Annotated in this window: 25 protein-coding genes and 1 pseudogene; 6 read left to right on the top strand and 20 right to left on the bottom strand. The window is 52.8% G+C overall.

What is annotated here, in order from left to right:
- Position 1: 1 nt before the first annotated feature.
- The 6 genes from flgC to flgH are packed head-to-tail and all read left to right on the top strand — an operon-like array spanning position 2 to position 4834.
- Positions 2–433, top strand: a complete 432-nt coding sequence (flgC, locus tag ICA20_RS19775; protein WP_006685942.1) for a flagellar basal body rod protein FlgC — start codon at positions 2–4, stop codon at positions 431–433.
- Positions 433–1320, top strand: coding sequence for a flagellar hook capping FlgD N-terminal domain-containing protein (locus ICA20_RS19770; RefSeq protein WP_038637623.1), 888 nt, complete (start codon positions 433–435; stop codon positions 1318–1320). Before flgC ends, ICA20_RS19770 begins: the two co-directional genes overlap by 1 nt.
- Positions 1321–1346: 26 nt before the next feature.
- Positions 1347–2549 carry a flagellar hook protein FlgE gene (flgE, locus tag ICA20_RS19765; RefSeq protein WP_038637626.1) on the top strand — a complete coding sequence of 401 codons (1203 nt, stop codon included), beginning with the start codon at positions 1347–1349 and terminating at the stop codon, positions 2547–2549.
- A 9-nt stretch (positions 2550–2558) separates the two neighbouring features.
- On the top strand, positions 2559–3296 hold the full coding sequence (locus ICA20_RS19760) for a flagellar basal body rod protein FlgF (protein ID WP_038637629.1): 738 nt from the start codon (positions 2559–2561) through the stop codon (positions 3294–3296).
- Positions 3297–3326: 30 nt separating this feature from the next.
- Complete coding sequence (gene flgG, locus ICA20_RS19755) at positions 3327–4112, top strand: flagellar basal-body rod protein FlgG (protein WP_038637632.1); 786 nt, start codon at positions 3327–3329, stop codon at positions 4110–4112.
- A gap of 56 nt (positions 4113–4168) precedes the next feature.
- Entirely contained in the window at positions 4169–4834 is a 666-nt protein-coding gene (flgH, locus tag ICA20_RS19750) for a flagellar basal body L-ring protein FlgH (protein ID WP_038643004.1), read from the top strand.
- Between the two features lie 193 nt (positions 4835–5027).
- Here flgH and ICA20_RS19745 read toward each other — a convergent pair whose 3' ends face one another.
- The 20 genes and pseudogenes from ICA20_RS19745 to ICA20_RS19650 all read right to left on the bottom strand — a co-directional run bounded on the left by ICA20_RS19745 (position 5028) and on the right by ICA20_RS19650 (position 20090).
- Positions 5028–5588, bottom strand: a complete 561-nt coding sequence (locus tag ICA20_RS19745) for a recombinase family protein (RefSeq protein WP_061549679.1) — start codon at positions 5586–5588, stop codon at positions 5028–5030.
- 192 nt (positions 5589–5780) lie between these two features.
- A pseudogene (locus ICA20_RS19740) lies at positions 5781–5993 on the bottom strand (tail fiber assembly protein); the annotation flags it as partial.
- A 31-nt stretch (positions 5994–6024) separates the two neighbouring features.
- Complete coding sequence (locus tag ICA20_RS19735; protein WP_038637872.1) at positions 6025–6306, bottom strand: hypothetical protein; 282 nt, start codon at positions 6304–6306, stop codon at positions 6025–6027.
- On the bottom strand, positions 6306–7421 hold the full coding sequence (locus ICA20_RS19730) for a hypothetical protein (RefSeq protein ID WP_232067040.1): 1116 nt from the start codon (positions 7419–7421) through the stop codon (positions 6306–6308). Before ICA20_RS19730 ends, ICA20_RS19735 begins: the two co-directional genes overlap by 1 nt.
- Positions 7421–7993: a YmfQ family protein gene (locus ICA20_RS19725; protein ID WP_149282256.1), complete on the bottom strand. Its 573-nt coding sequence runs from the start codon at positions 7991–7993 to the stop codon at positions 7421–7423. The genes ICA20_RS19730 and ICA20_RS19725 overlap by 1 nt, the downstream gene beginning before the upstream one ends.
- Entirely contained in the window at positions 7990–9057 is a 1068-nt protein-coding gene (locus tag ICA20_RS19720) for a baseplate J/gp47 family protein (protein ID WP_149282255.1), read from the bottom strand. The genes ICA20_RS19725 and ICA20_RS19720 overlap by 4 nt, the downstream gene beginning before the upstream one ends.
- Entirely contained in the window at positions 9057–9407 is a 351-nt protein-coding gene (locus ICA20_RS19715) for a phage GP46 family protein (protein ID WP_149282254.1), read from the bottom strand. The genes ICA20_RS19720 and ICA20_RS19715 overlap by 1 nt, the downstream gene beginning before the upstream one ends.
- 94 nt (positions 9408–9501) lie before the next feature.
- Positions 9502–10059, bottom strand: coding sequence for a phage baseplate assembly protein V (locus ICA20_RS19710; protein WP_348957246.1), 558 nt, complete (start codon positions 10057–10059; stop codon positions 9502–9504).
- A gap of 19 nt (positions 10060–10078) precedes the next feature.
- A complete protein-coding gene (locus tag ICA20_RS19705; protein ID WP_149282253.1) occupies positions 10079–11284 on the bottom strand; it encodes a phage baseplate assembly protein in 1206 nt (401 codons plus the stop codon).
- The gene (locus ICA20_RS19700; RefSeq protein WP_149282252.1) at positions 11268–12602 is read right to left on the bottom strand and encodes a DNA circularization N-terminal domain-containing protein; all 1335 of its coding nucleotides are present in this window, start codon (positions 12600–12602) and stop codon (positions 11268–11270) included. Before ICA20_RS19700 ends, ICA20_RS19705 begins: the two co-directional genes overlap by 17 nt.
- A complete protein-coding gene (locus ICA20_RS19695) occupies positions 12599–14752 on the bottom strand; it encodes a phage tail tape measure protein (RefSeq protein ID WP_149282251.1) in 2154 nt (717 codons plus the stop codon). Before ICA20_RS19695 ends, ICA20_RS19700 begins: the two co-directional genes overlap by 4 nt.
- Before the next feature lie 176 nt (positions 14753–14928).
- On the bottom strand, positions 14929–15276 hold the full coding sequence (locus tag ICA20_RS19690) for a hypothetical protein (RefSeq protein ID WP_082327323.1): 348 nt from the start codon (positions 15274–15276) through the stop codon (positions 14929–14931).
- Positions 15276–15650 carry a phage tail protein gene (locus ICA20_RS19685; RefSeq protein ID WP_080244565.1) on the bottom strand — a complete coding sequence of 125 codons (375 nt, stop codon included), beginning with the start codon at positions 15648–15650 and terminating at the stop codon, positions 15276–15278. Before ICA20_RS19685 ends, ICA20_RS19690 begins: the two co-directional genes overlap by 1 nt.
- A 14-nt stretch (positions 15651–15664) precedes the next feature.
- The gene (locus ICA20_RS19680; RefSeq protein WP_149282250.1) at positions 15665–17083 is read right to left on the bottom strand and encodes a phage tail sheath C-terminal domain-containing protein; all 1419 of its coding nucleotides are present in this window, start codon (positions 17081–17083) and stop codon (positions 15665–15667) included.
- Positions 17070–17297, bottom strand: coding sequence for a hypothetical protein (locus ICA20_RS19675; RefSeq protein WP_188048326.1), 228 nt, complete (start codon positions 17295–17297; stop codon positions 17070–17072). Before ICA20_RS19675 ends, ICA20_RS19680 begins: the two co-directional genes overlap by 14 nt.
- Positions 17278–17943, bottom strand: a complete 666-nt coding sequence (locus ICA20_RS19670; RefSeq protein ID WP_149282249.1) for a DUF1834 family protein — start codon at positions 17941–17943, stop codon at positions 17278–17280. Before ICA20_RS19670 ends, ICA20_RS19675 begins: the two co-directional genes overlap by 20 nt.
- Entirely contained in the window at positions 17943–18371 is a 429-nt protein-coding gene (locus ICA20_RS19665; RefSeq protein WP_149282248.1) for a phage protein Gp36 family protein, read from the bottom strand. Before ICA20_RS19665 ends, ICA20_RS19670 begins: the two co-directional genes overlap by 1 nt.
- Before the next feature lie 3 nt (positions 18372–18374).
- Positions 18375–18776 (bottom strand): HI1506-related protein, encoded by a 402-nt coding sequence (locus ICA20_RS19660; RefSeq protein ID WP_149282247.1) that lies wholly within the window; start codon positions 18774–18776, stop codon positions 18375–18377.
- Complete coding sequence (locus tag ICA20_RS19655) at positions 18776–19684, bottom strand: Mu-like prophage major head subunit gpT family protein (RefSeq protein WP_149282246.1); 909 nt, start codon at positions 19682–19684, stop codon at positions 18776–18778. Before ICA20_RS19655 ends, ICA20_RS19660 begins: the two co-directional genes overlap by 1 nt.
- Positions 19685–19697: 13 nt before the next feature.
- Positions 19698–20090: a hypothetical protein gene (locus ICA20_RS19650; RefSeq protein ID WP_082327329.1), complete on the bottom strand. Its 393-nt coding sequence runs from the start codon at positions 20088–20090 to the stop codon at positions 19698–19700.
- Positions 20091–20094: the final 4 nt, after the last annotated feature.

The following is a 20094-nucleotide window of genomic DNA, read 5'->3' as shown; positions in this document are numbered from 1 at the left end:
CATGTCGTTTACTGATATTTACCAGATTTCCGGTTCGGCGATGACGGCGCAAACCATCCGTCTGAATACCGTCGCCAGCAACATGGCGAATGCGGAATCTCCTGCCAGCAGCGAGGCGCAGGCCTATAAGGCGCGCAGCCCGGTTTTTGCCGCGGTTTACAACAATAGCCTGATAGGGGGACATAACCGTCACGCCATTGATGGCGCCAGCGTACAAGTGCAGGACGTCATGCAAAGCGGCGGGGCGGTGAAGCGTTATGAGCCGCATCACCCAATGGCGGATCAGAACGGTTTTGTCTGGTACCCGGACGTCAACGTGGTCGAGCAAATGGCTGACATGATGTCCGCATCACGTGATTTTGAAACCGACGTTGATGTGCTGAATAACGTCAAAAGTATGCAGCAAAGCTTACTCAAACTGGGAGAAGTGTAATGAATACCCTGGCTCTGTATGCCCAATCTCAGGCGCTGGCTTCTTCTCAGGAGAAGATGACGGCGGTTGCTGAAAATAACGTCGGCGCCACGGCGCAAAGCACTAATGTGGGAGACAGCAGTTCTTCGACAACGTCGTCAACGACGGATACCAGCGACACCAGCAGCACCACAACAACCACCACGTCCACCGAAACCTCGGCGGTCGACACGTTTCTGACGCTGTTTGTGGCTGAAATTGAAAACCAGGACCCGACCGATCCCACCGATCCTACGGCCTATATCGATCAGCTCTCCTCAATGGCGCAGGTGGCGATGATGGAAGAGATGAGCGTCCAGGCCAACACCAATGCCGTGCTGATGAGCAACATCCAGGTGATGGCGCTGGGAAATATGGTCGGCGACGACATTATGGTGCAAACCACCTCGCTGGATATCGAAGACAACAGCAAGGCGATCCAGGGGCGCGTCACGTTGGATGACAGTTGTACCGATGTGGATCTGCACTTTACCGATGAAGCGGGTGATGACTACACCGTGTCGCTGATTCCGGAAGGTGAAACCTCCGTCGGACCCGGCCAGGTGGACTTCGACATCAATCCTGCGGATTACGGCATCCCGCCGGGCGATTACAGCGTTTCCGTGGTGACCAATACCGGGGAAGAGGAAGTGCCGATCGAGGTGACGGGCCAGGTGGAAGATGTGCGTATTCCGCTTGATGGCAGCACGCCGGTGCTCAACGTTGACGGCGTTGGCGAAGTGCCATTCACCATGATCACCCAGTTTGGCGTACCGGACAGCACCGACGGAACCAGCGGTTCCGATGACACCACGCCGCCAGATACTGACGACGGAAGCGATAACGCCAACAGCAATATGGTGCTCTGATTTAGTTAATCTTACAGGAAGAAACAATGAGTTATGAAATTGCAGCGACGGGGCTAAACGCCGTCAACGAACAACTGGACGGCATCAGTAACAACATCGCTAACTCCGGTACGGTGGGTTATAAATCAATGACCACCCAGTTCTCCGCCATGTACGCCGGGACGCAGGCGATGGGCGTGAGCGTGGCCGGTTCCGCACAAAGTATCTCCACCGGTGGCTCGATGGTTTCAACCGGCAATGCGCTGGATTTAGCCATTAACGATGATGGTTTTTTCGTCATGTGCGATAGCGCAGGGAATATTTCCTATACGCGTGCCGGCTCTTTTGTGACCGATAAAAACGGCTATATCGTCAATGCGTCCGGTGATTACCTGCAAGGTTATCCGGTTGATGACAGCGGCACGCTGCAAACCGGTACCGTCACTGACATCCAGATTAAAACCGGCAACATCCCGGCGCAGGCCACCGATAGCATGACCTTCACGGCAAACTTTGACGCCAGTGATGAAACGATCGATCGCACCAGCGTACCGTTTGACGCGAACAACAGCGATACCTATACCGACAGCTACACCACCACTGTGTATGACTCGCTGGGTAACGAACACTCGGTTAGCCAGTATTTTACCAAAACCGCCGATAACACCTGGGAAGTACAGTACACCTTTGATGGTGAGGCGCAGAGCGGCGTCCCACCGACCACGCTGACCTTCGACCCAAATACCGGCAAGCTGACATCGCCAACAACACCGCAAACCATCACGTTCACTACTGATGACGCTGCGCCGATTTCGATGACCATTGATTACTCAGACTGTACTCAGTACGGCTCTGATTTCTCGGTGACAACCAACTCCGCAACCGGTTATGCCTCGGCAACGCAGAACGGCGTGCAGGTGGATGATGACGGTAAAGTTTACGCCACCTACAGCAACGGCGAACGCATGCTGCAGGGGCAGGTCGTGCTCGCTACCTTCCCGAATGAGAACGGACTGGAAGCGGTAAGCGGCACCGCCTGGGTACAGACGGGCGAATCCGGCACGCCGCTAATTGGCACGCCTGGCTCCGGCTCTTGCGGCACGCTCTCCTCCGGCATGCTCGAAAGCTCCAATGTGGATATTACCAACGAACTGGTCAATCTCATGACCGCCCAGCGTAATTACCAGGCGAACACCAAGGTGATTTCGACCAGTACGCAGTTGGATCAGGCTCTCTTCCAGGCGATGTAAGGCTAAGAAATGGATCGGTTGATTTATACCGCACTCAGCGGAGCCACCCAGACGCTGCTCGAGCAGCAAATTAGCGCCAATAACCTTGCCAACGTTAACACCAATGGTTTTCGCGCGGATATGGCGATGGCGAGCAACGACAAAGTAAAAGGCGGTGGTTTTGATACGCGTTTTATGGCGAAGGAGAGTCCCAGCGGCGTCAATGACAGCACTGGCGTGGCGGAAAAAACCGAACGTCCGCTTGATGTTGCTATTCAGGGACCCGGCTATATCGCCGTGCAGGATAAAGCGGGAAACGAGGTGTACACCCGTAACGGCAATATTCAGCAGGACGATCAGGGGCAACTGACCATCGACGGTAACGTGGTGCTCGGGGATAACGGCCCGATTATTTTACCGCCAAACGCGATTGCCTCTTTCGGCAGCGACGGCACGCTCTCCGTCACGCCTGACGATGGCGATGTTACTGCAACGATGGATATCGATCGCCTGAAGCTGGTGGATATTCCGGTCGCCAATCTGGCGAAAAATAGCGAGGGGATGCTGGTGACGGCGGACGGCGTACCGGCGCAGCGCGATGAGAACATCAAAGTGAGCGGCGGCTTTCTGGAAGGCAGTAACGTGTCTGCGGTGAGCGAAATGATGTCATCTATCGCGATGAACCGTCAGTTTGAAGCGCAAATCAAGATGATGAAAACGGCTGAAGATCTCAGCGACTCAGGCAACAGGCTGCTACGCGGCTCCTGAGTCGTAGCCTTTAATCAGGGATAAAGTTTTATGAATGCAGCGTTATGGATCAGTAAAACCGGCCTGTCGGCGCAGGATGCTGAGATGAGTGCGATTGCCAACAACATCGCCAACGTCAATACCACGGGCTTTAAGCGCGACCGCGTGATGTTCCAGGATCTGTTTTATCAGACTCAGGAAGCGCCGGGCGCCATGCTCGATCAAAATAACATCATGCCGACCGGAATGCAGTTCGGTAGCGGTGTTCGTATTGTGGGAACGCAAAAAACCTTCACCGAAGGAAATGTAGAAACCACCGACAATACGATGAACGTGGCCATCATGGGGCAGGGGTTCTGGCAGGTGCAAAAAGCCAATGGGGATATCGCTTATACCCGTGACGGCAATATGCAGGTTAACGCTGATGGCGTGCTGACCAACTCCCAGGGTTTGCCGTTACAGCCGGAAATTGATGTGCCAGCGGGTTCAACCAGCGTGTCATTTGCTTCCGATGGCACGGTGAGCGCGATTTTACCCGGCGACAGCGATCCCACTGAGCTGGGACAGCTAACGCTGGTGAATTTCGCCAACCCGGCCGGGCTTTCAGCCGAAGGCGACAACCTGTATCTGGAAACGGCGGCCAGCGGTCAACCGACGGAAGGTATTCCGGGGGAAGATGGTCTGGGAACGTTACAGGATAAAGCACTGGAAGGCTCGAACGTGGACATCGTCAACGAAATGGTGGCGATGATCACCGTACAGCGCGCCTATGAGATGAACGCCAAAATGGTCTCTGCGGCAGACGATATGCTGCAGTTTATTAGTCAGACACTGTAACTCAAGAATGTGAAATGCCGGATGGTACAGCGCCATCCGGCAGAAATAGGCAGAACGTGAAAAATTATCTCTGGCTGATGGTACTGCTTCCCCTGTTAAGCGGGTGCGAATCGCAGGCCCTCCTGGTCAAAAAAAATGACGAATTCTTTGCTCCTCCCAAAACGGAAGCGCCGCCAACGGCGGATGGTCGCGCGGGGGGCGTGTTTGAAACGGGGTATAACTGGTCGCTGACGGCGGACCGCCGCGCCTATCGCGTGGGCGATATCCTGACCGTGATGCTGGAAGAATCCACCCAGTCGAGCAAACAGGCGAAAACCAATTTCGGTAAGAACAATACCGTCGACATCGGCGCGCCGACGCTGTTCGGACATACCAAAGATAACCTTTCCGCTTCCGTGGACGCCAATCGTGACTTCAACGGGACGGCGACCTCGCAGCAGCAAAACAGTTTACGCGGTGAAATTACGGTATCGGTACACTCGGTACAGTCGAACGGTATCCTGGAAATTCGCGGTGAAAAATGGCTCACCCTTAACCAGGGCGATGAGTACATTCGCCTGAGTGGCCTGGTGCGCGCCGATGACATTCAGAACGACAACTCCGTCTCATCGCAGCGTATTGCGGATGCACGCATCTCCTACGCGGGCCGTGGCGCATTGAGCGATGCCAATGCGGCGGGCTGGCTGACGCGTCTGTTTAACCATCCTCTCTTCCCGATCTAAGCAGGATTTTGATATGCAACACTTAAGCGGGCGCTGGATGAACGCGTTAAACGGCATCGTTATCGCCCTGAGCCTGGCGCTGCCAGGTGTAGCGCGGCGAAATTTTTTGCACTGATACGCGATTAATTTTGCACTGACAGATTGGCCTTAAAATACCGATTCTGCACAGTGCAAAAATGAACGCATAAGTAAATTATTGCTGCTGAGGTTGAGCTGGGTAATGCTTGTATAGGGTAGACAGACCTACTCCATATTTGCGAGCCACATCACGATGCGAATAACCGGACCTGATTTCCTGTTCAAATGCTTTCCAGTGCTCATCTGTGAATTTTGGTTTACGTCCACCAATACGGCCTTTAGCCCTTGCGACAGCAAGTCCGGCTAATGTTCTCTCACTATTAAGGTCTGATTCATACTGCGCCGCAGAGAGAATATTGCGGAAGTTATAGCGACCGCTTGCCGTGCTGAGGTCAACGCCATCAGTGATAGAACGAATGTTAACCTGACGCTCGGAAAGACTCTGGAATGTTAACAGTGCGTGCAGGACATTGCGTCCGATCCGGTCGAGTTTCCAGATGACCAGCTCATCACCGGGCTCCAGCATATTGACGACCTTATTAAGCACAGGTCGATTGGTCTTCCGGCCCGAGGCCTTCTCTTCAAAAATCAACTTGCATCCGGCAGTTCTCAGCGCCTGCATCTGCAACTCTGTGTCTTGGTGATTACTCGATACTCGTGCATAACCAATAATCATCAGCCTTACCTCTTCTCGTTTGGATAGAACCAGGCTAACACATCTTTAAAATTCTCAAATAGGTTCGCCGACACTAAAACCCAGCAACCTACAAAAGGTTCATTTAGAGGGAGATGAGGACAAAATTGCCGCTATGCAGTCTTGAAAAAACGGGGCTTGCTGATGCGCGTGATACAGCAAACCCCGTATGGCCTACACTTCTGGGGGAGCAGGCCAGTTAATATCTGGTGCTATGGAGGTGTCTACCGCTTCCAGCGCTTCCAGGTAATCCAGCCACAAATTGTACTGTGCCAGTTCATCACCTTTCAGCCGACCAATTGCAGCTTTCCCGATCCACTGCTTACTGTCTATATATTCTCTGGCCTCAATAATCAGGAAACGTTTTTTATTCTCTGCCGCGCTGATAGCGGACTCTTTTGCGGTTATTACCGTGAAACTACCCATTTAATATTACCTCGCGAGTCAGCATTTCACTCTCTTCAGCATCAGGACCATAGAAGCCAATAAGTCCCACGATGACTTCCCCAGACTCCTTTCTGGCTTTTCGCACAGGATTAGGGCTTAACACTGAAACAAAATCGACTGCGATATCGCCATCCTTCAGCGTGCTGAAATCGAATGAATCAGTAACACCATCAACTTCAATCGTTAATACGTCGCCCTTTGCCGACACGTTCATAACGTTATCAGAGCGCTGGGGAGTAAGGATTGCTTTCATCAGAACCACCTTCCTATAGCTGTATACCCAAGATATGCCGCTGCATTTTGCACATTGCTAATCAGCGCCAGTGAAGTCCCTGTTAGTGAACGTCCGCGAACGGAAGGCCACGAAGAAGTACCCCCAGAAGAAAGCGAAGCGGAAGGTGTGACTGTGGGCGTAGTGCCTACAAAGGTTGCCGGAAAAGTGAGCCCCACTTCACTGGAAAAATAAAGGTTAGTTGTGCCGCCGCTGGAGTTGTTTGCTGTGGATTCAGCAGACCGTGTAAACCAGCAGATTAATGTTCCGTCTGCAAATTTGGTGTATTCGCCATTTGAGTTAGAACCCCGCTCAATAATTGCACCGGTTGGAGCGCCCCCCGTCTGGGATACTGCGCCAACCATCGCATTTCTCTGAATTGCCCCGGTTATACGTGAATCATCTCCCGCAGCAACCGTACCGGCAGTCGTACCCGTGTTTTTTGCGGCAGCATTACCCAATACCACCCAGTTAAGCCATACTTTTGCATCACCACTGTAGGCTCGAAACGCAAATTTAAGCGGGTTGTAGCCAATCGCTATCTGAATGTCATACGAGCCTTCAATACTGTCTACCGTTAAAACAGTAGCGTTGAACCCTGGCGAGTTCTGCGCATCCTGATATGCGAACCCCGTGCTGTTTTTCGGCGGGGCGTTTAAATCCGCAATAACTTTCCCCGTATGAATGATGGCTTTTGTCGCGTTTTCTAAACCAAGCTTTGAGAGAACGCCTGCGGCATCAGTCTGGGCAAGCACCTCTCTGGCGAACGCTGTCAGGTCTGTTAATGACGCGCCTTTAGGACCAGTGAAGTACGGAAGTTTGTTAGCAGCACCGACCAGAGAAGCCAGAGCGCCCAGGGTATCGTTACCTGGGGCATAGAGTTTATTCAACGCGACCAGAAGCTGACCAGCTGTTGAATCCGGGGCCATCGCAGCAGCAGTAAGGATGGCAATCAGCTCGCTTTGAACATCGCGAATAGAGCCTTGTTCATTATTAAGGTGTTCTGCGGGGACAATAGTCCCCTCAACCCCTGTTGTTGGGTTCCCATCATGAAACAGGTTGTCAGGGGTATTAATGGGCGGCATTAACGATTTCATTACGCATTATCCTGATAGGCGAAATAACAAAAGGTATGAGCCGGTTTTAAGTCCTGAAAGACTTCTTCAATAACCGGGTCGCCAAATGAGGTAAGCCGTTCACCAGCAGCAGAATTACCAGCGCGGAAGCGGTAAACCAGTGTTCCGGAGTTTTTAACATTCACAACCCACACCCAGATAATGTCTTCGACAAATAGACGATCACCGGCGCGATTAGTACCCGCTCTGAAAGGCTGGGGTTCATCAATCGTGACGGTATATCCAAGGCTGGATGCCAGTCGGGTGAAGTATGGGATGCTGAGTCCGCCCGTCTCGGCCAGTTTGGCCAGCACGCGCTGCTGGCGCTGTTGATAGCTGGCCCCGGCCTGAGCTGTCAGGCCAAGAACACGCTCCCAGTCTGAGAGCAGGTTCTGAGCCATATAGGGCGTGACGCCCCCTTTAGCAAGTTCAGCCGAGTTCTCTACATCGTCGAAAACCCGGGATTCAGCCTGCAAAGATGCAGCCAGAACCGGCTGACCGGGGCTGTAACTGACTTTGGGTAACAGTAAATTCAGTAAGGTATAATGACTCACAGTAATCCAACCTCCACATTACCGAGCCGAAGCCACTCCACTTTCTCCTCATTGACGACCGGGACGATATTGGCTGCAGGCGCGATAAATTCGCGGTCACTAATGCCTGGAATCAGTGATATCAGTGTCCCGGCCTGGCTACGGATAAACGGCACGGCAGGTTCACGGCGACTGTCGTCATCCTGAAGAGAAGCGATAATTTGCGTAGTAGCATCGGCTAGTGTCAGACCATCCAGAGATACCTGGACTGAAACGTCAAAATTGACAATGGTCGGGGCAATAACCAGGGCGTTCTTAGCCGTCACCGGGCGTACGTCATCAATATGAGCCTGAGTACGATCAATAACATCCTGAGACGGCAGACCACCGGCAGAGGTGATCACAATATCAACGGTGCCAAGACCCCGACGCAGGGGATAGACATACGCAGCTGATACACCTGCAACTTCAAGGGCCCAGCGCTTATAGTCATATTTATTGCCGCCTGCAGGCGGTCGGCGAATAACATCGAGTAAACGGGCCAGTAACTCAGCATCAGTCTCTTCGTCAGTGCCACCAGACATCACCCCGACGGTCACCGTACTGTCGAGGCCCGATGGCGTCGTGCTGAGAATGGCAGTGGTGGTCGAGGTTGTATTACCGGCGGTGCCTTTTGCCGACGAGATAGCATTAACAGTGCCTTTGCCATCGGCTCCGATGGTCAGTTCCGCTGTTGTTGTCCATGCCTGGCTGTCACGCTTAAAAACTAACCCTGCTGCTGCTGTCGTGTTGGGCTGTCCGGTAAATGTGGCAGGACCAGAAGCGCTGTTAGCGGGTTTCTTGGTAAGCCCTCGGGTTCTCGCGTGAAGGTAGAGATACTCAGCATCAGCGGTATCCGGAAAAATCTGACGAATAATCCAGCCCTGATGCTGGTAAAGCCCCTCGGCAACACTTGCAACACTGGAGGCGCGAACGAACCAGTCGCTGTCTTCACCCAGTTTATCGTCAGTCAGTTGCAGCTGGTTTTTAATATCACGCAACAGCTCATCGCGGATTTGTGCTGTTGTTTTAGTAACGAAGGGCATCAGCTCACCTTAACCGGATATTTCCAGGTCTGCGGTGAAACACCGGCAGACGTAACAGTGATAAGCAGCAGGAGCCAGCCTGGCTGATAGCGTTCTGCCGTTACATCAATGGATGTGGCCCTGCCATCGTCCAGCAAAGGCTGAAGCGCCTGCTCTGCGTACTGGCGGGCGAGTTTACGCACGCGAGGCGTATCTTTTTCCCGCTGTAGCGTGTGCAAAAGTGACCCCAGTGACGGTGCCGCCCACCATGAGCCAAGCGGCGTCATTAACCGTAAATAAACGGCATTGGCCAGGGAGTCAGTGCTGTCACCGGTATAGTCTCCGGTGACTGGGTCAATTAGCATTTCCATGCCGACATAATATCGGCAAAGGAAATAATGTAAGAGTTGAAGGGGTTCAGTGGGTTAATTAGTTTCAGAAAGGTAAACAGGAAAATACCACAAATTACATCAGCTGATTAGGTTTATCCGTAGTTCCTGCATCGCCACCATGCTCGTGGTCATGGTCGTCATAAGTCTCACGTACCTTATTGAGCGTGGATGTACCGTCAGCAAGGTCATTCGTTGCTTTCAGAAGCGGTGTATCGAAGTTTGCTTTATTTGTCGCGTTGACATCATAGTCGGCTGTATTAACTGAATATTTATTTTTGGCATTCACGATAAAATCATCGCAATTGGCCTCAATAATTTTCCCGCGTTTAAGAACAATATTACAGCCTTCATCCGTATACAGTGCAACTTCTCCCGGCTTCAGTTCTTTCAGACGATAGCGGCCGTGCTCCGTCGCAATAACAATACCGTGGCTGGTTTTACCGTTAATTGGTAACACGACCGCCATCGTGCCGGGTAGCGGATTAGAGGTGAAACCATAATGCTGAAAGAGTTCTATATCCTGTAACGGTTCAGGGCCAAGCCCCTTGCCCTGGATAGTCTGCGCAGGCCCCGCGCTGTTAACGCGAGTTATTACGCCTCTGAATGCGTTTCTGATACGGTTTAAAGCCATATTAATCCGCTGATCCACTTTATTCCACATCAATAATCTCCAGCTTTTTATTAACCTTAGCGCGGCTTTTACGCAGTTTGCGTTTTTTAGGATAAGCATCGGGTATCCAGATACCATCCTCTTTCAGCCTGAGCGTGGTGACGGTGTTATCGGGGCGGCCACCGCTAAATTCCCGGCCCATCAGAAAGAAAATATCGTCTATACCATGGGGTTCGCTGCGTACACGAATACGCTGACCTGGAGCCCAGAGCTTGCCGCTCTCCATGCGATGACCTTTCACTACAGCGGTTAACTCATAACCACTGAGCCGGGCATCTGCCATGGCTTTTTTAGCCCGATAGTCAACCTGCGCCTGGTTATCAGCATCACCCACAACCATGATTTGAGGTCTGTAAAAGGAGACACTCGGGTCACGAACGACACTGCGAAGACCATGGAAACCACTCTCAGGGGAACCAACCGTCGTCAACAGGTCATTATCACTGTCGTCGTCACCATCATCTCTGTAAACATCAATAATCTCAGTCCCTGAGGAAGACTTAGAACCCTGAGCGTGTCCCTGAGCCAGTACGGTCAGTTCGGAAAAAGAGCCATTCACAGATGAGCGATCGCTGAGGTCGAGAATATTATTCCCACGTCCATCACGGTTAAGCACAAGAGTAGCCACCGGGTCGGCCGTGTAATCCGGGCCACCGATAACCAGCGTGCCGTCAGGCTCAAACCATGGCCAGAGGCCTCTGGCGGCTGCGGCACGCTCCAGGGTATCCCAGGCTCGCTCCCCTGGCTCAACGCTGACTTTATCGCTCTGAATTGATGACTCAGCCTGCAGACGGATATTTCGTATCCCGAGTGGCCTGACCACCTGAGCGATAACTTCTTCCAGGCTCAGTTGCCGGGAGGTGAATACGGGAGATGCACAGTCAACAAGGACGGCAGAACCATCGCGGCCAGAAATCCCCAGAGATACCTGTTGGCGTGATACGCGACGCTGAATAGTATCCACACGACCGGACATCACTACGTCATCCCCTACGCGAACCAGCACAGGCACACCCCGCGCAATTGAGGCCGGGAATACGCCATCAGGTAGCCCCATCGTCACACTCCAGGCGTCAGCGGGCACCAGAAAATCAGAATCAATCTGATAACGACTCCAGGAACTGTGGACTTTGCCATCAATAATCAGGCTCACCTTGTCCTGCGAGCTTTTATCTTGAGTAGGCATTCAGTACATCTCCCGCTTTCAGTGCATTGGGGTTACGTAGCGTCGGATTCAGGCGCAGCAGCTCGCTGGCGCGGCTGTAGTCTGCATACCAGAGATGAGCAAGCAAATGCAGGTTACAGTCGGCATCAACCGTTCTGGTGGTAAGCGGTGGTCGCTGAGTGATGACGGTGGTCCCCAGCTCCTGGACGGCCAGCGCGATATCTTTCAGACCATTAACAACAGGCTGCCAGGTTACACCGCTCGCGCTGACCGATGAGCTGACAGCCTGAGTGTCGTCTGCAAACAGTTCACGGGTCAGGTCAATAGCCTGTTGAATAGCTTTACGGGTATCACCGGCGATCTGTTCAACATCATCCGGTGAAAGTAATGTGATGACGCTTTCATCGCTGAGAATATCGGAAGCATCAGTCGCCAGCTGCAGCGCAACCTGAATTCGTGTCGCGGTTACCAGCTCGGCTATATCGCTGACTGAAGAACCTGAAGGCGTTGCCACGGCCGAGGTGGTCTGCCCTGTAATCAGTTTCTCGGGTAATGCTACGACTTCCTGCAATGAAGTATTACCGCTCTTCCAGTCCGCCATTATGATCCCGGCCACGCCAGTGACGTCCGATGACGTGCTGGCATAAGACCCTGGGTTATTGCTCACCGAAGATTTTGACGAGAGTGATGTCAGGCTGAGAGCGCTCTGCAAATCGTTCATATAGGCTTTGGGGTAGTTGATAAAGTCAGTTGTCGTGCTGACAAAACCAGTCAGTTCACCTTTAAGAACGGTCACCATATTCAGCGAGGTGGTCGCCAGCCCCTTGATACGCTTCATCCATTTTTTGGCTGTTCTCAGCGGAGCGAGCACATTATCGATGGCGGTCTGTGCCATATCGAGAGTGGACTGCACCTGGTTGAAAATAATGTCAGCCTGCGAGAGGGGATTATCGCTGCCAAAGAAAGGCACTTCCGGTTTCGCCTGCAGGAAAACCACCTCAACAACGCAGTAATCCACATTTTCAGCCTCGTGCGATGCCTGGTATTCGATGCATTGCATATAGGGCATTGAACCGAAGACGGGGTGAATCAACTCCGCGTTACCGCGCTTATCGAGCGCCGCAAGGAACGACTGCAGGCGGGTTTCATAGTCATCTCCCCAGAATAACGACGTTATTCTCAGGTTGCGCGGTTTGCGCCCCAGGTCGTCAACGTCACCGCCATCGACATAAGGGTACTCGTAGACCGCCGTATCGCGGCTGGCGCTGTCACGGGTGTTAACAACGTCAAAGGTCACGCCACGGAACGATGCATCCTGTAATGAATCCTCCCAGCTCACTGCGGGCCTCCTGTCGAACCACGATTCGCCTGTTCGCCATTGACGTTGTTAACCGCCTGCGCGATTTCCCGCTCATCAAGCATCACTTTGGTAGTGATAACCAACGGCTGTTGCTTCTGCTGCTGCGGCAGCAGATAGGCAGGAACCCCTGTTGTCGCCGGATTGGTCTGGCCTATTGTCGTCGGGGAACTCCACCACGATTTGATTTCGTCAACGGCATCCATCAGTCCTGGCCTGGCCTTGACGGCATCGAGCATTCTGGCTTCGCTGCTGGAGTAATTATCAGCCTTGAGGCGAGCGCGGGCATCAGCATCACCACGCTCAACATGTACCAGAGGGGCATCCTGTGCCCCCTGATAGAGCGCTAATGGAGCCAGTATTTTCCCAAGGAGCCTACCACCGACACTGCCACCATTGCCTTTAATCGCTTCCCACGTACGACCAAGAACGCCTCCGGTACTTCCACCGGCACCGCCGCCTGGTAATTTAATGCCACCGCTGGTAAGGAAATTGATTCCCGCAAAAGCTATTGCTGCAGCCGTCATCGCCTTTATACCTGTAGTCGCACCGGAAATTGCCGTTGTAAGCTCTGGATACTCTTTCGCATAATCAGTCAGTTTCGAGGCAAGGTCAGCATATAAATCGGCAACAGGCTTCATTGAATCCTGTTCAGCAAACATTTTTTCAGATTCGAATTGCTGGGATTTATAAGCATTGGTTGATGACATTACATCGAAAGATGCGGCACCTGCACCAACTGCATTTTTCGTTCCTGCAATTTGCTCGTTTATAAAATCCTTTTTCATAATGCTTGTTTTTAGCCCGGTACTTGCCTGAGTATCGGCAACAATTTTGGACGTAATTGAAGATATAACCAAATCAAGCGCGGCGAGAATATCCTTCTCTCGGTCAGTACCTTTATATTTTTGAGCCTCAACACGTAATTTCTTCACGCGACTATCAGCAGATACTATTCCTGATACAGCATTTGTGAAAGCATCTGCAGCGCTTACCCCATGTAACCTTTGGTCAGCCATATAATCCGTATAAGCAAGTGTTCTGCCATCTTTTGTTTTGAATCTTTTATTCTTTAGAACGTTTTGTGTATCTGAGCTAGTATACTTATCAAGGAGATTATTTACATTAGTTGATGCAGCACTATTATCACCAGCAGTTTCGGCATTCGCTTGTAACATTGCTAAAATAACGTCTAAGTCTTTTAGACCAGACATGCCAACTGAATTCGCTTTTGTTAAGGTGAGTGGCAAAGAACCGGCCATATCTGCAAGTTCATATTTACCATTTTCCCCGGAGCGAATTGTTTTATCGTATACCGCTGGCAAATCACGCATATCAATACCAAAGTTTTTAATTGCGCCAATACCAATTTTTGCCAGGTCCTGCGGATTAGCCCCTGAAGCCGAGGCATAACGCGTGATATCAGGCAATATCTTCATGGAGGTCTTTTCATCAAGGCCACCTGCAAATAATGCGTTGAGCGTGTCCTGTGCTGATTCAGGTGTCCCGCCGCCATAGCGTACCGCATTCCTTATTGCATTATTAATGACAGGGATTTTTTTAATACGCTCCGATGAGGACAGTTCGTTATATGCAGTATTCGCAATTTCTGCATTACGACTTTCAAAAGCCATCTGCCGTTGCACGGGGTCTTTCAGAACCATTGTTGCAGCTGTAACGCCTCCGGCGACAGCCCCAACAGTGGAAGCAATAGGTTTAAGGCTCCGTAGACGCGTCATTGTATTACTGACGCCACTTAACTCAGTACGCAACTCTCTGACACGCTCCGACATCCCCCGAAAAGCTCGAGACTGTTCACGCGCCGATAGTGCACCACTGCGGGTCAGTCGGTTATAGGCCGCCATGGTCTGCTGAATCTCGCGCTGAATCTCACGCTCAGCCCGAATGCCAAGCGTTGAGCGGGCGGAACTGGCGCGACGGTACTCATCCTGCAGGCTGCGAGATGCACGAATGGCCGAGCTGGTATTCTGCTGCTGGCTTTTCGCCTGCTCGTCGCTCGCTTTCTGTGTGGTTTTCGTTTGCTTGAGAATGTCCTGCATCGCCTGACGCAGGACTTTGGATGCACCGTCTTTAGCCAGGAGGGAGAGTGCCAGTTGAAGGTTGCGTGCCATGGGTTATCTCCCTTTATTTTTTTTCCGGCGTTGCGACTTAACAGTGCGGGTGGTTCGGGTGGTGTTCTGGCCAGCTTTCTTGCCATGCAGGCGAGCCATGGCCTCGATATACCCGTCCAGTTCCGGACGGGTCATGCCATGTATTTGCTGTTCAGTGATGCCGTATCGTCCGAGGGCTAGGATGAGGGTTCGGAATCCGGTAAGTCTGGACTCGGCAGCATCCGCTTTTTTTTAACATCTTCAATCTGCGCATCAATGAGATCGAAATCATCATCATTGAGCTCATTCATCAGCAATTCGGCCGTAATATCTTCCTTCGGCAAATCACCCAGCGACGTAAGGGCGCGGGCCATCACCGCTACGCGATAGTACATACTGGCGGCGGCACCTTCCGTAGTACCGCAGGCTTCGTCCGTCAGACGCAGCGCTTCAATGGTGTCTTTGATGACCGGCAGGCCCACTGAATAGGTGTAATGCACCTTATCACCTGCTTTAACGCCGTATAAAAGAGAATGCTTTTCCATTATTCCTCCACGCGGCGCAGCGCATTCATGGTGATATCACGCTTCGCTTCATTATCCACGGTGTACTGGGCACCAACCTGGGTCGTGAAGCAGTCCAGGTACGAGACACGTTTCCCGGTGCTGTTCAGCGGATACTGGGTCACCTTCGCGCCCTCAATACCACCCCAGTTCAGGTCACCGGATTCCGGGATAACTACAGAGACGGTCAGCTGGATTTCCTCAATACCACGGGAGAAACCTTTAGCACGACCGGTACGGTTCATGGTTTTCACCAACTTACGACCGGTGGTGACGTCTTCCTTGAGGTCTGTAACTTCAATCTCCTGGCCATCGACTTCCATGACGATCGCGCCAACATATTCTTCAAGTGCCATGGTGCATTACTCCTTTACAGCAGCAGGTCGATACGACCGGCGAAAACATGCAGACCGTTCACCACGTCTGCCGGGATACGGGCATTGAGTTGGTTACTATCCTGAGAATCACGCTCAACGATAAGCGAGGACTTATTCGCTTCGACCTCCTCGATAATCTCCAGCTCTTCGAGCTTGATGAGGACATCGAGCAGTTCGCTCTGCACCTTCGGTGGCGTGCGTGAGCTCAGCTTGTCACGTGGGAAACGCAAGGAGATACGCTCACGGCAGGCCTTGCGCACGTAGTCCAGTGTTCGGATAGTGGTAATATCCAGCAGCGACACATCATCCACTCCCTCAGCGTTCTTGGTGTACGTACTGATGGCTCGTACGATCTGAACAGTATCGCCGGGACCAATCTCAAACGGCGTCAGTCCGTTATAGAGCGCATTCTCCTGCTCAGTACGACCAGGGCGACTTTCGAGCGGCGTCACATCAAGTGCACTCATGGCCAGCGTGTTCAATGGGCGGGCTGGATCTTCTTCGCTGGCGATTACCGCTGCATAGGCTGCTGCAATCTGCGCAGGCATCCTTGCGGAACCGTTATGCCAGCCCATGGTGATGCGCCCACTGTTCAGCGATGCCGCAAGCGTGGTGCCGGTTGAAAGTGAATTACGCCAGCCAGCAACCCCCAGCGCACCACGTTGTTCTAGCGGACCGCTAACCTTGTCCAGATGATTACGCAATACCGTCAGCGCGTCCTGAGTGGAATATGGGCATACCACGATGTTATGACCGGCGGCAAAAGCGGCTGCCAGCGCGGGCGCAATATCCGGGTCAACATTACCGCCTGCCATCTTCACCACTGTGGCTGTGACGCCTGTTGCCGTCACGCTGGCACTGATGGCAATATCGTTTCCCACTGTTCCCTTATGACGGGATGTCAGCGTGACGACACCGTCTTGCGCTGCAGCGATAACCGGAAGGCCCGATTTCTGGGTGATTACCTCCACGAGAGAGGCTGCAATCGCAGCAGCGGTATCCGCAGACGTAATCCCCACATCAAGTCGGATTCCGCCAATGCTGACGCTGAGCGTGCCGTTAGACGATGCTGGTCCGGTGATGGTGACCGTGCCTTTCGCCGCTGTCGCGGTCGAAGCATCGCTGATACCAATCATCTGCAGTTGCAGGTAAGGATTCGACTGAATGGCACTGGTGGCCATCTGATGACCCAGTGAGCCACGACCAAAATAAGTTGCCGCCTGCTCATCAGAAAAGATATCAACGATGGTCAGCTCTTCAGCCAGCCCCGTATCGAGCATCTGAACCACCATCAGGACGGTCTGAGCATTACCAGGCAGTGTGCGCACGGCCAGGCGGGTATTAAACTCAAAATACTTACCCGGCTTGCGAATGGAGCCGATTTCATACAGCTCAACATTAGGACTGGACACTGTTCACCTCCTGAGCATCCGGTTTATCAGCAGTTTTAACTGCCTTTTTATTGTCAGCGCTGGTAACCAGAATCAGGTCACCGGCGCTAATCTGACGGCGGTAATAGGCAGAATCTTCCACCGTGACATCGGCATCGCTGGTGATGTAACGGCGGGCATTCTCTTCTCGCGGGACTTTCACCCCCGTCGCGGCTTTAACTTTCATCTGGTTCATGGTTTACAATGTCCTCTGCAGCATCAGGCTGCTCCGGGTTCTTCAGGTCATATATCAGTCGGGTACGCAACCACTCCGGGTCGTCTTCGCTGGTCTTGCCGTGGTAGGGACGGAAGAGACTGTCGTCATGGTCATCAGGTGCATCGACCAGCGGATACCGTCCGTTCTCCAGCGCGTTCTCCATCCATTTGGTGTCAAACTCACAGGCGAATACTGAGAAGGCATTTTTCTCCAGCCGGGTATTAAACAGAGTGCGCACGCGGCCTGGCTGCAGGGCATCAATTTTCAACCCTGACTCCGCCATATCCTGACCGGAAAGCAGGCGACGAACGGCTGCAATCATACGGTATGTCCCAACTTCATCCGGTGTCGGGCCGCCTGTGCGGGAAGCCTCTTCACTGCGGACGCTTCGGTCGCCCACGATGACCACAAAGCGGCCATGCGTCACAAACTTATTACGGGCGGTACTGCTCCGCTCAGTCTTCTGGACCCCGCCGAACGTCACCCACACCCCCGGTAACTGGCGAATAACTTCTTCAGGTTCGCCATCCATCTCCCCACCGTAGGAGCTGACCGCGCGGGCAATACGTCCAAGCCCCTGTTTCAGACGAGTGACGATGGCCTGTTCGATGCCGGTGATAATCATCAGAAACCTCCACCACCGGTCTGGTCACGTCCGAAGACGCGACCGCCGGATACCATACGGGCACCTGTGCCACTGCGAACCACTTCCCCGGCGCTGGTACGCCCCAGGCTGATTCTGCCGTCAGCGACACGCTCCAGATAACGGGTGGCATCTTCGTAACGAAGCCGGATTTCTTCTGTCATCTGAGTGCCCGCGCCGCAGAGCAGGTAGCGGGCAATATCACAGCATCGGCCTGCCAGTACACGGGGTACGTCAGACCATGGCACCGGGTAGCGACCGCAGAGATAGCTGTCGATTTCGGCGCTGGCCTGTTCCAGCGCACCATTCAGGACAGAGTCGTCGATCGCACCGGTGTAGTTACGGTCAGTCAGCGAGACGCATTCCGTCTCGCCAAACGCCTTCACCATGTCATCCCGGTTTGCGTACATGGATTAGCCCTTTTTCTTTTCCGACTTTTCAGGCTCAGCGCTGGCCTCTTCAGACGGCGCGGTTGATACCTGTGCCGCCAACAGCCGGTCTCGTTCAGTAGTAACGCTTTCCAGTTGTGTCAAAGAGGCGTCAAGCTGGCTTTTAAGCTCAAACTTTTCAGCATTGATATGGATCAGTTTGTCTTTAAGCTCAATAATTTCATTGAGTGCAGCTTTCAGTTTTTCCTCCACTGGCGCGGTGTCTGCGATATCAGCCACCTCAGCGACGATGAGATTCGGATCATTTTTAAGGATGGCTATTTCAGATTTCGTGAAACGATCATCCGGATAAGTGACCGTTCTGGCACTATGGACAATACCGAGACGGCGGAAACCGTCACGACGGGCAGTGATTTGAACCGGCATTATGCGTCCTCCCCGGTAGAGCCATACGCCATCTGCCAGAAGCCATAGCCACCGTTTGCACGGGCTTCAGCACCGAAGAGAAACTTCTTACGCATCATCACGTTGTCAGAGTTGTAGTCGGTCTGTTCAACAAAGACCGGTTTCTTACGCTCCTGATAAATCAGGGGCTTCACGGGTTTGGTCGTATCCAGAAGGAACCAGGCGGTATCTGACGTCAGCTCCGGGACAACCAGAACCTCAGCAGTCCCCTTGTAAGGGTTTGGCGTATTGTCCGGGAAGCGGTCAGCCGTCATCAGATAGTTGGCATCGTCTTCAAGAGCCGGAGGCACAACCAGGATGGTCGGGCGAATTTTCAGGGACGCACCTTCATCATCTTTCAGGCTGCGCATAGCAGTTCGTGCCGCGCCGTAACTTGCTTTTGCTGCGGCAAGAGAAGTGACAGCAAGCTTTTTCGTGCCTTTGTTAGAGACCGACTTGCCACCGGAAAGGTGGTCGGTATCAAAGAAGGGCTGACCATCGTAACAAAGGTTGGTGAAACCGTTGTTCAGGAGCGCGAAAACAATATCGGCAGGTAGCTCGGCAGCGGACTGTCCCGCACCTTTCGCCTGCAGCGCATATCCCATAATCTGATCGTCTTCGATATCGTTACGCTCAACCTCAACCGTCGCTTCCCAGTCTTTATTGCGAATGGTGTAGTTGAACGCGGCGAACGCTTTAATAACCTTGTCGCCAATCCACTCACGCATTTTCGGGAAACGGCTCAGCCAGCTGTAGTCGTTCTCTTTCCCGGTCGACGGCACCACCATCGCAATCTTCTGCCAGTCTGACGGCGTCTGATCAAAGGCATTCTGGTAGGTCGCTTTCAGATTAATGAAAATCTGACGCACATTTTTTACGTTAATTAACACGGTTCTCTCCTTATTAAATCAGAACCCAGACGCCATCATTTTCAAGCCCCAGCACCTTTCCGGCGACCGGACGGGCGTTGGTATCACTGGTTTTTGCCACTGTCTGGCTGTCCACCACGTAGCAATCCTTACCAATCTGCGTCTGCGTGACCGCGTCAGCAGTACTGTTGGCAAGGAACCAGACTTTTCCGCGACGAACCAGCACGCTCGCATCACCGGCTGCACCGGCAGAGTTATTCACCCAGCCATCACAGATGCCGAGGGTGGTATTGGCTACCGTGGCGCTGCCCGGGACAGCAAAGCCCGCTGCGTTGGCCGCAATAATGTGGCCGCCAAAGAGCTCAGTGGCTGCCGCAACCGGGACAGCAAACAGCTGGCCGTCGCGATAAGGGGTATGACGATCCATTTTT

The sequence above is a fragment of the Citrobacter sp. C5_2 genome (genome assembly GCF_014596845.2).
Lineage (GTDB): Bacteria > Pseudomonadota > Gammaproteobacteria > Enterobacterales > Enterobacteriaceae > Citrobacter > Citrobacter werkmanii.
Note: the sequence above shows the minus strand (reverse complement) of the source record. Positions and strands in the feature narration are given on the sequence as shown.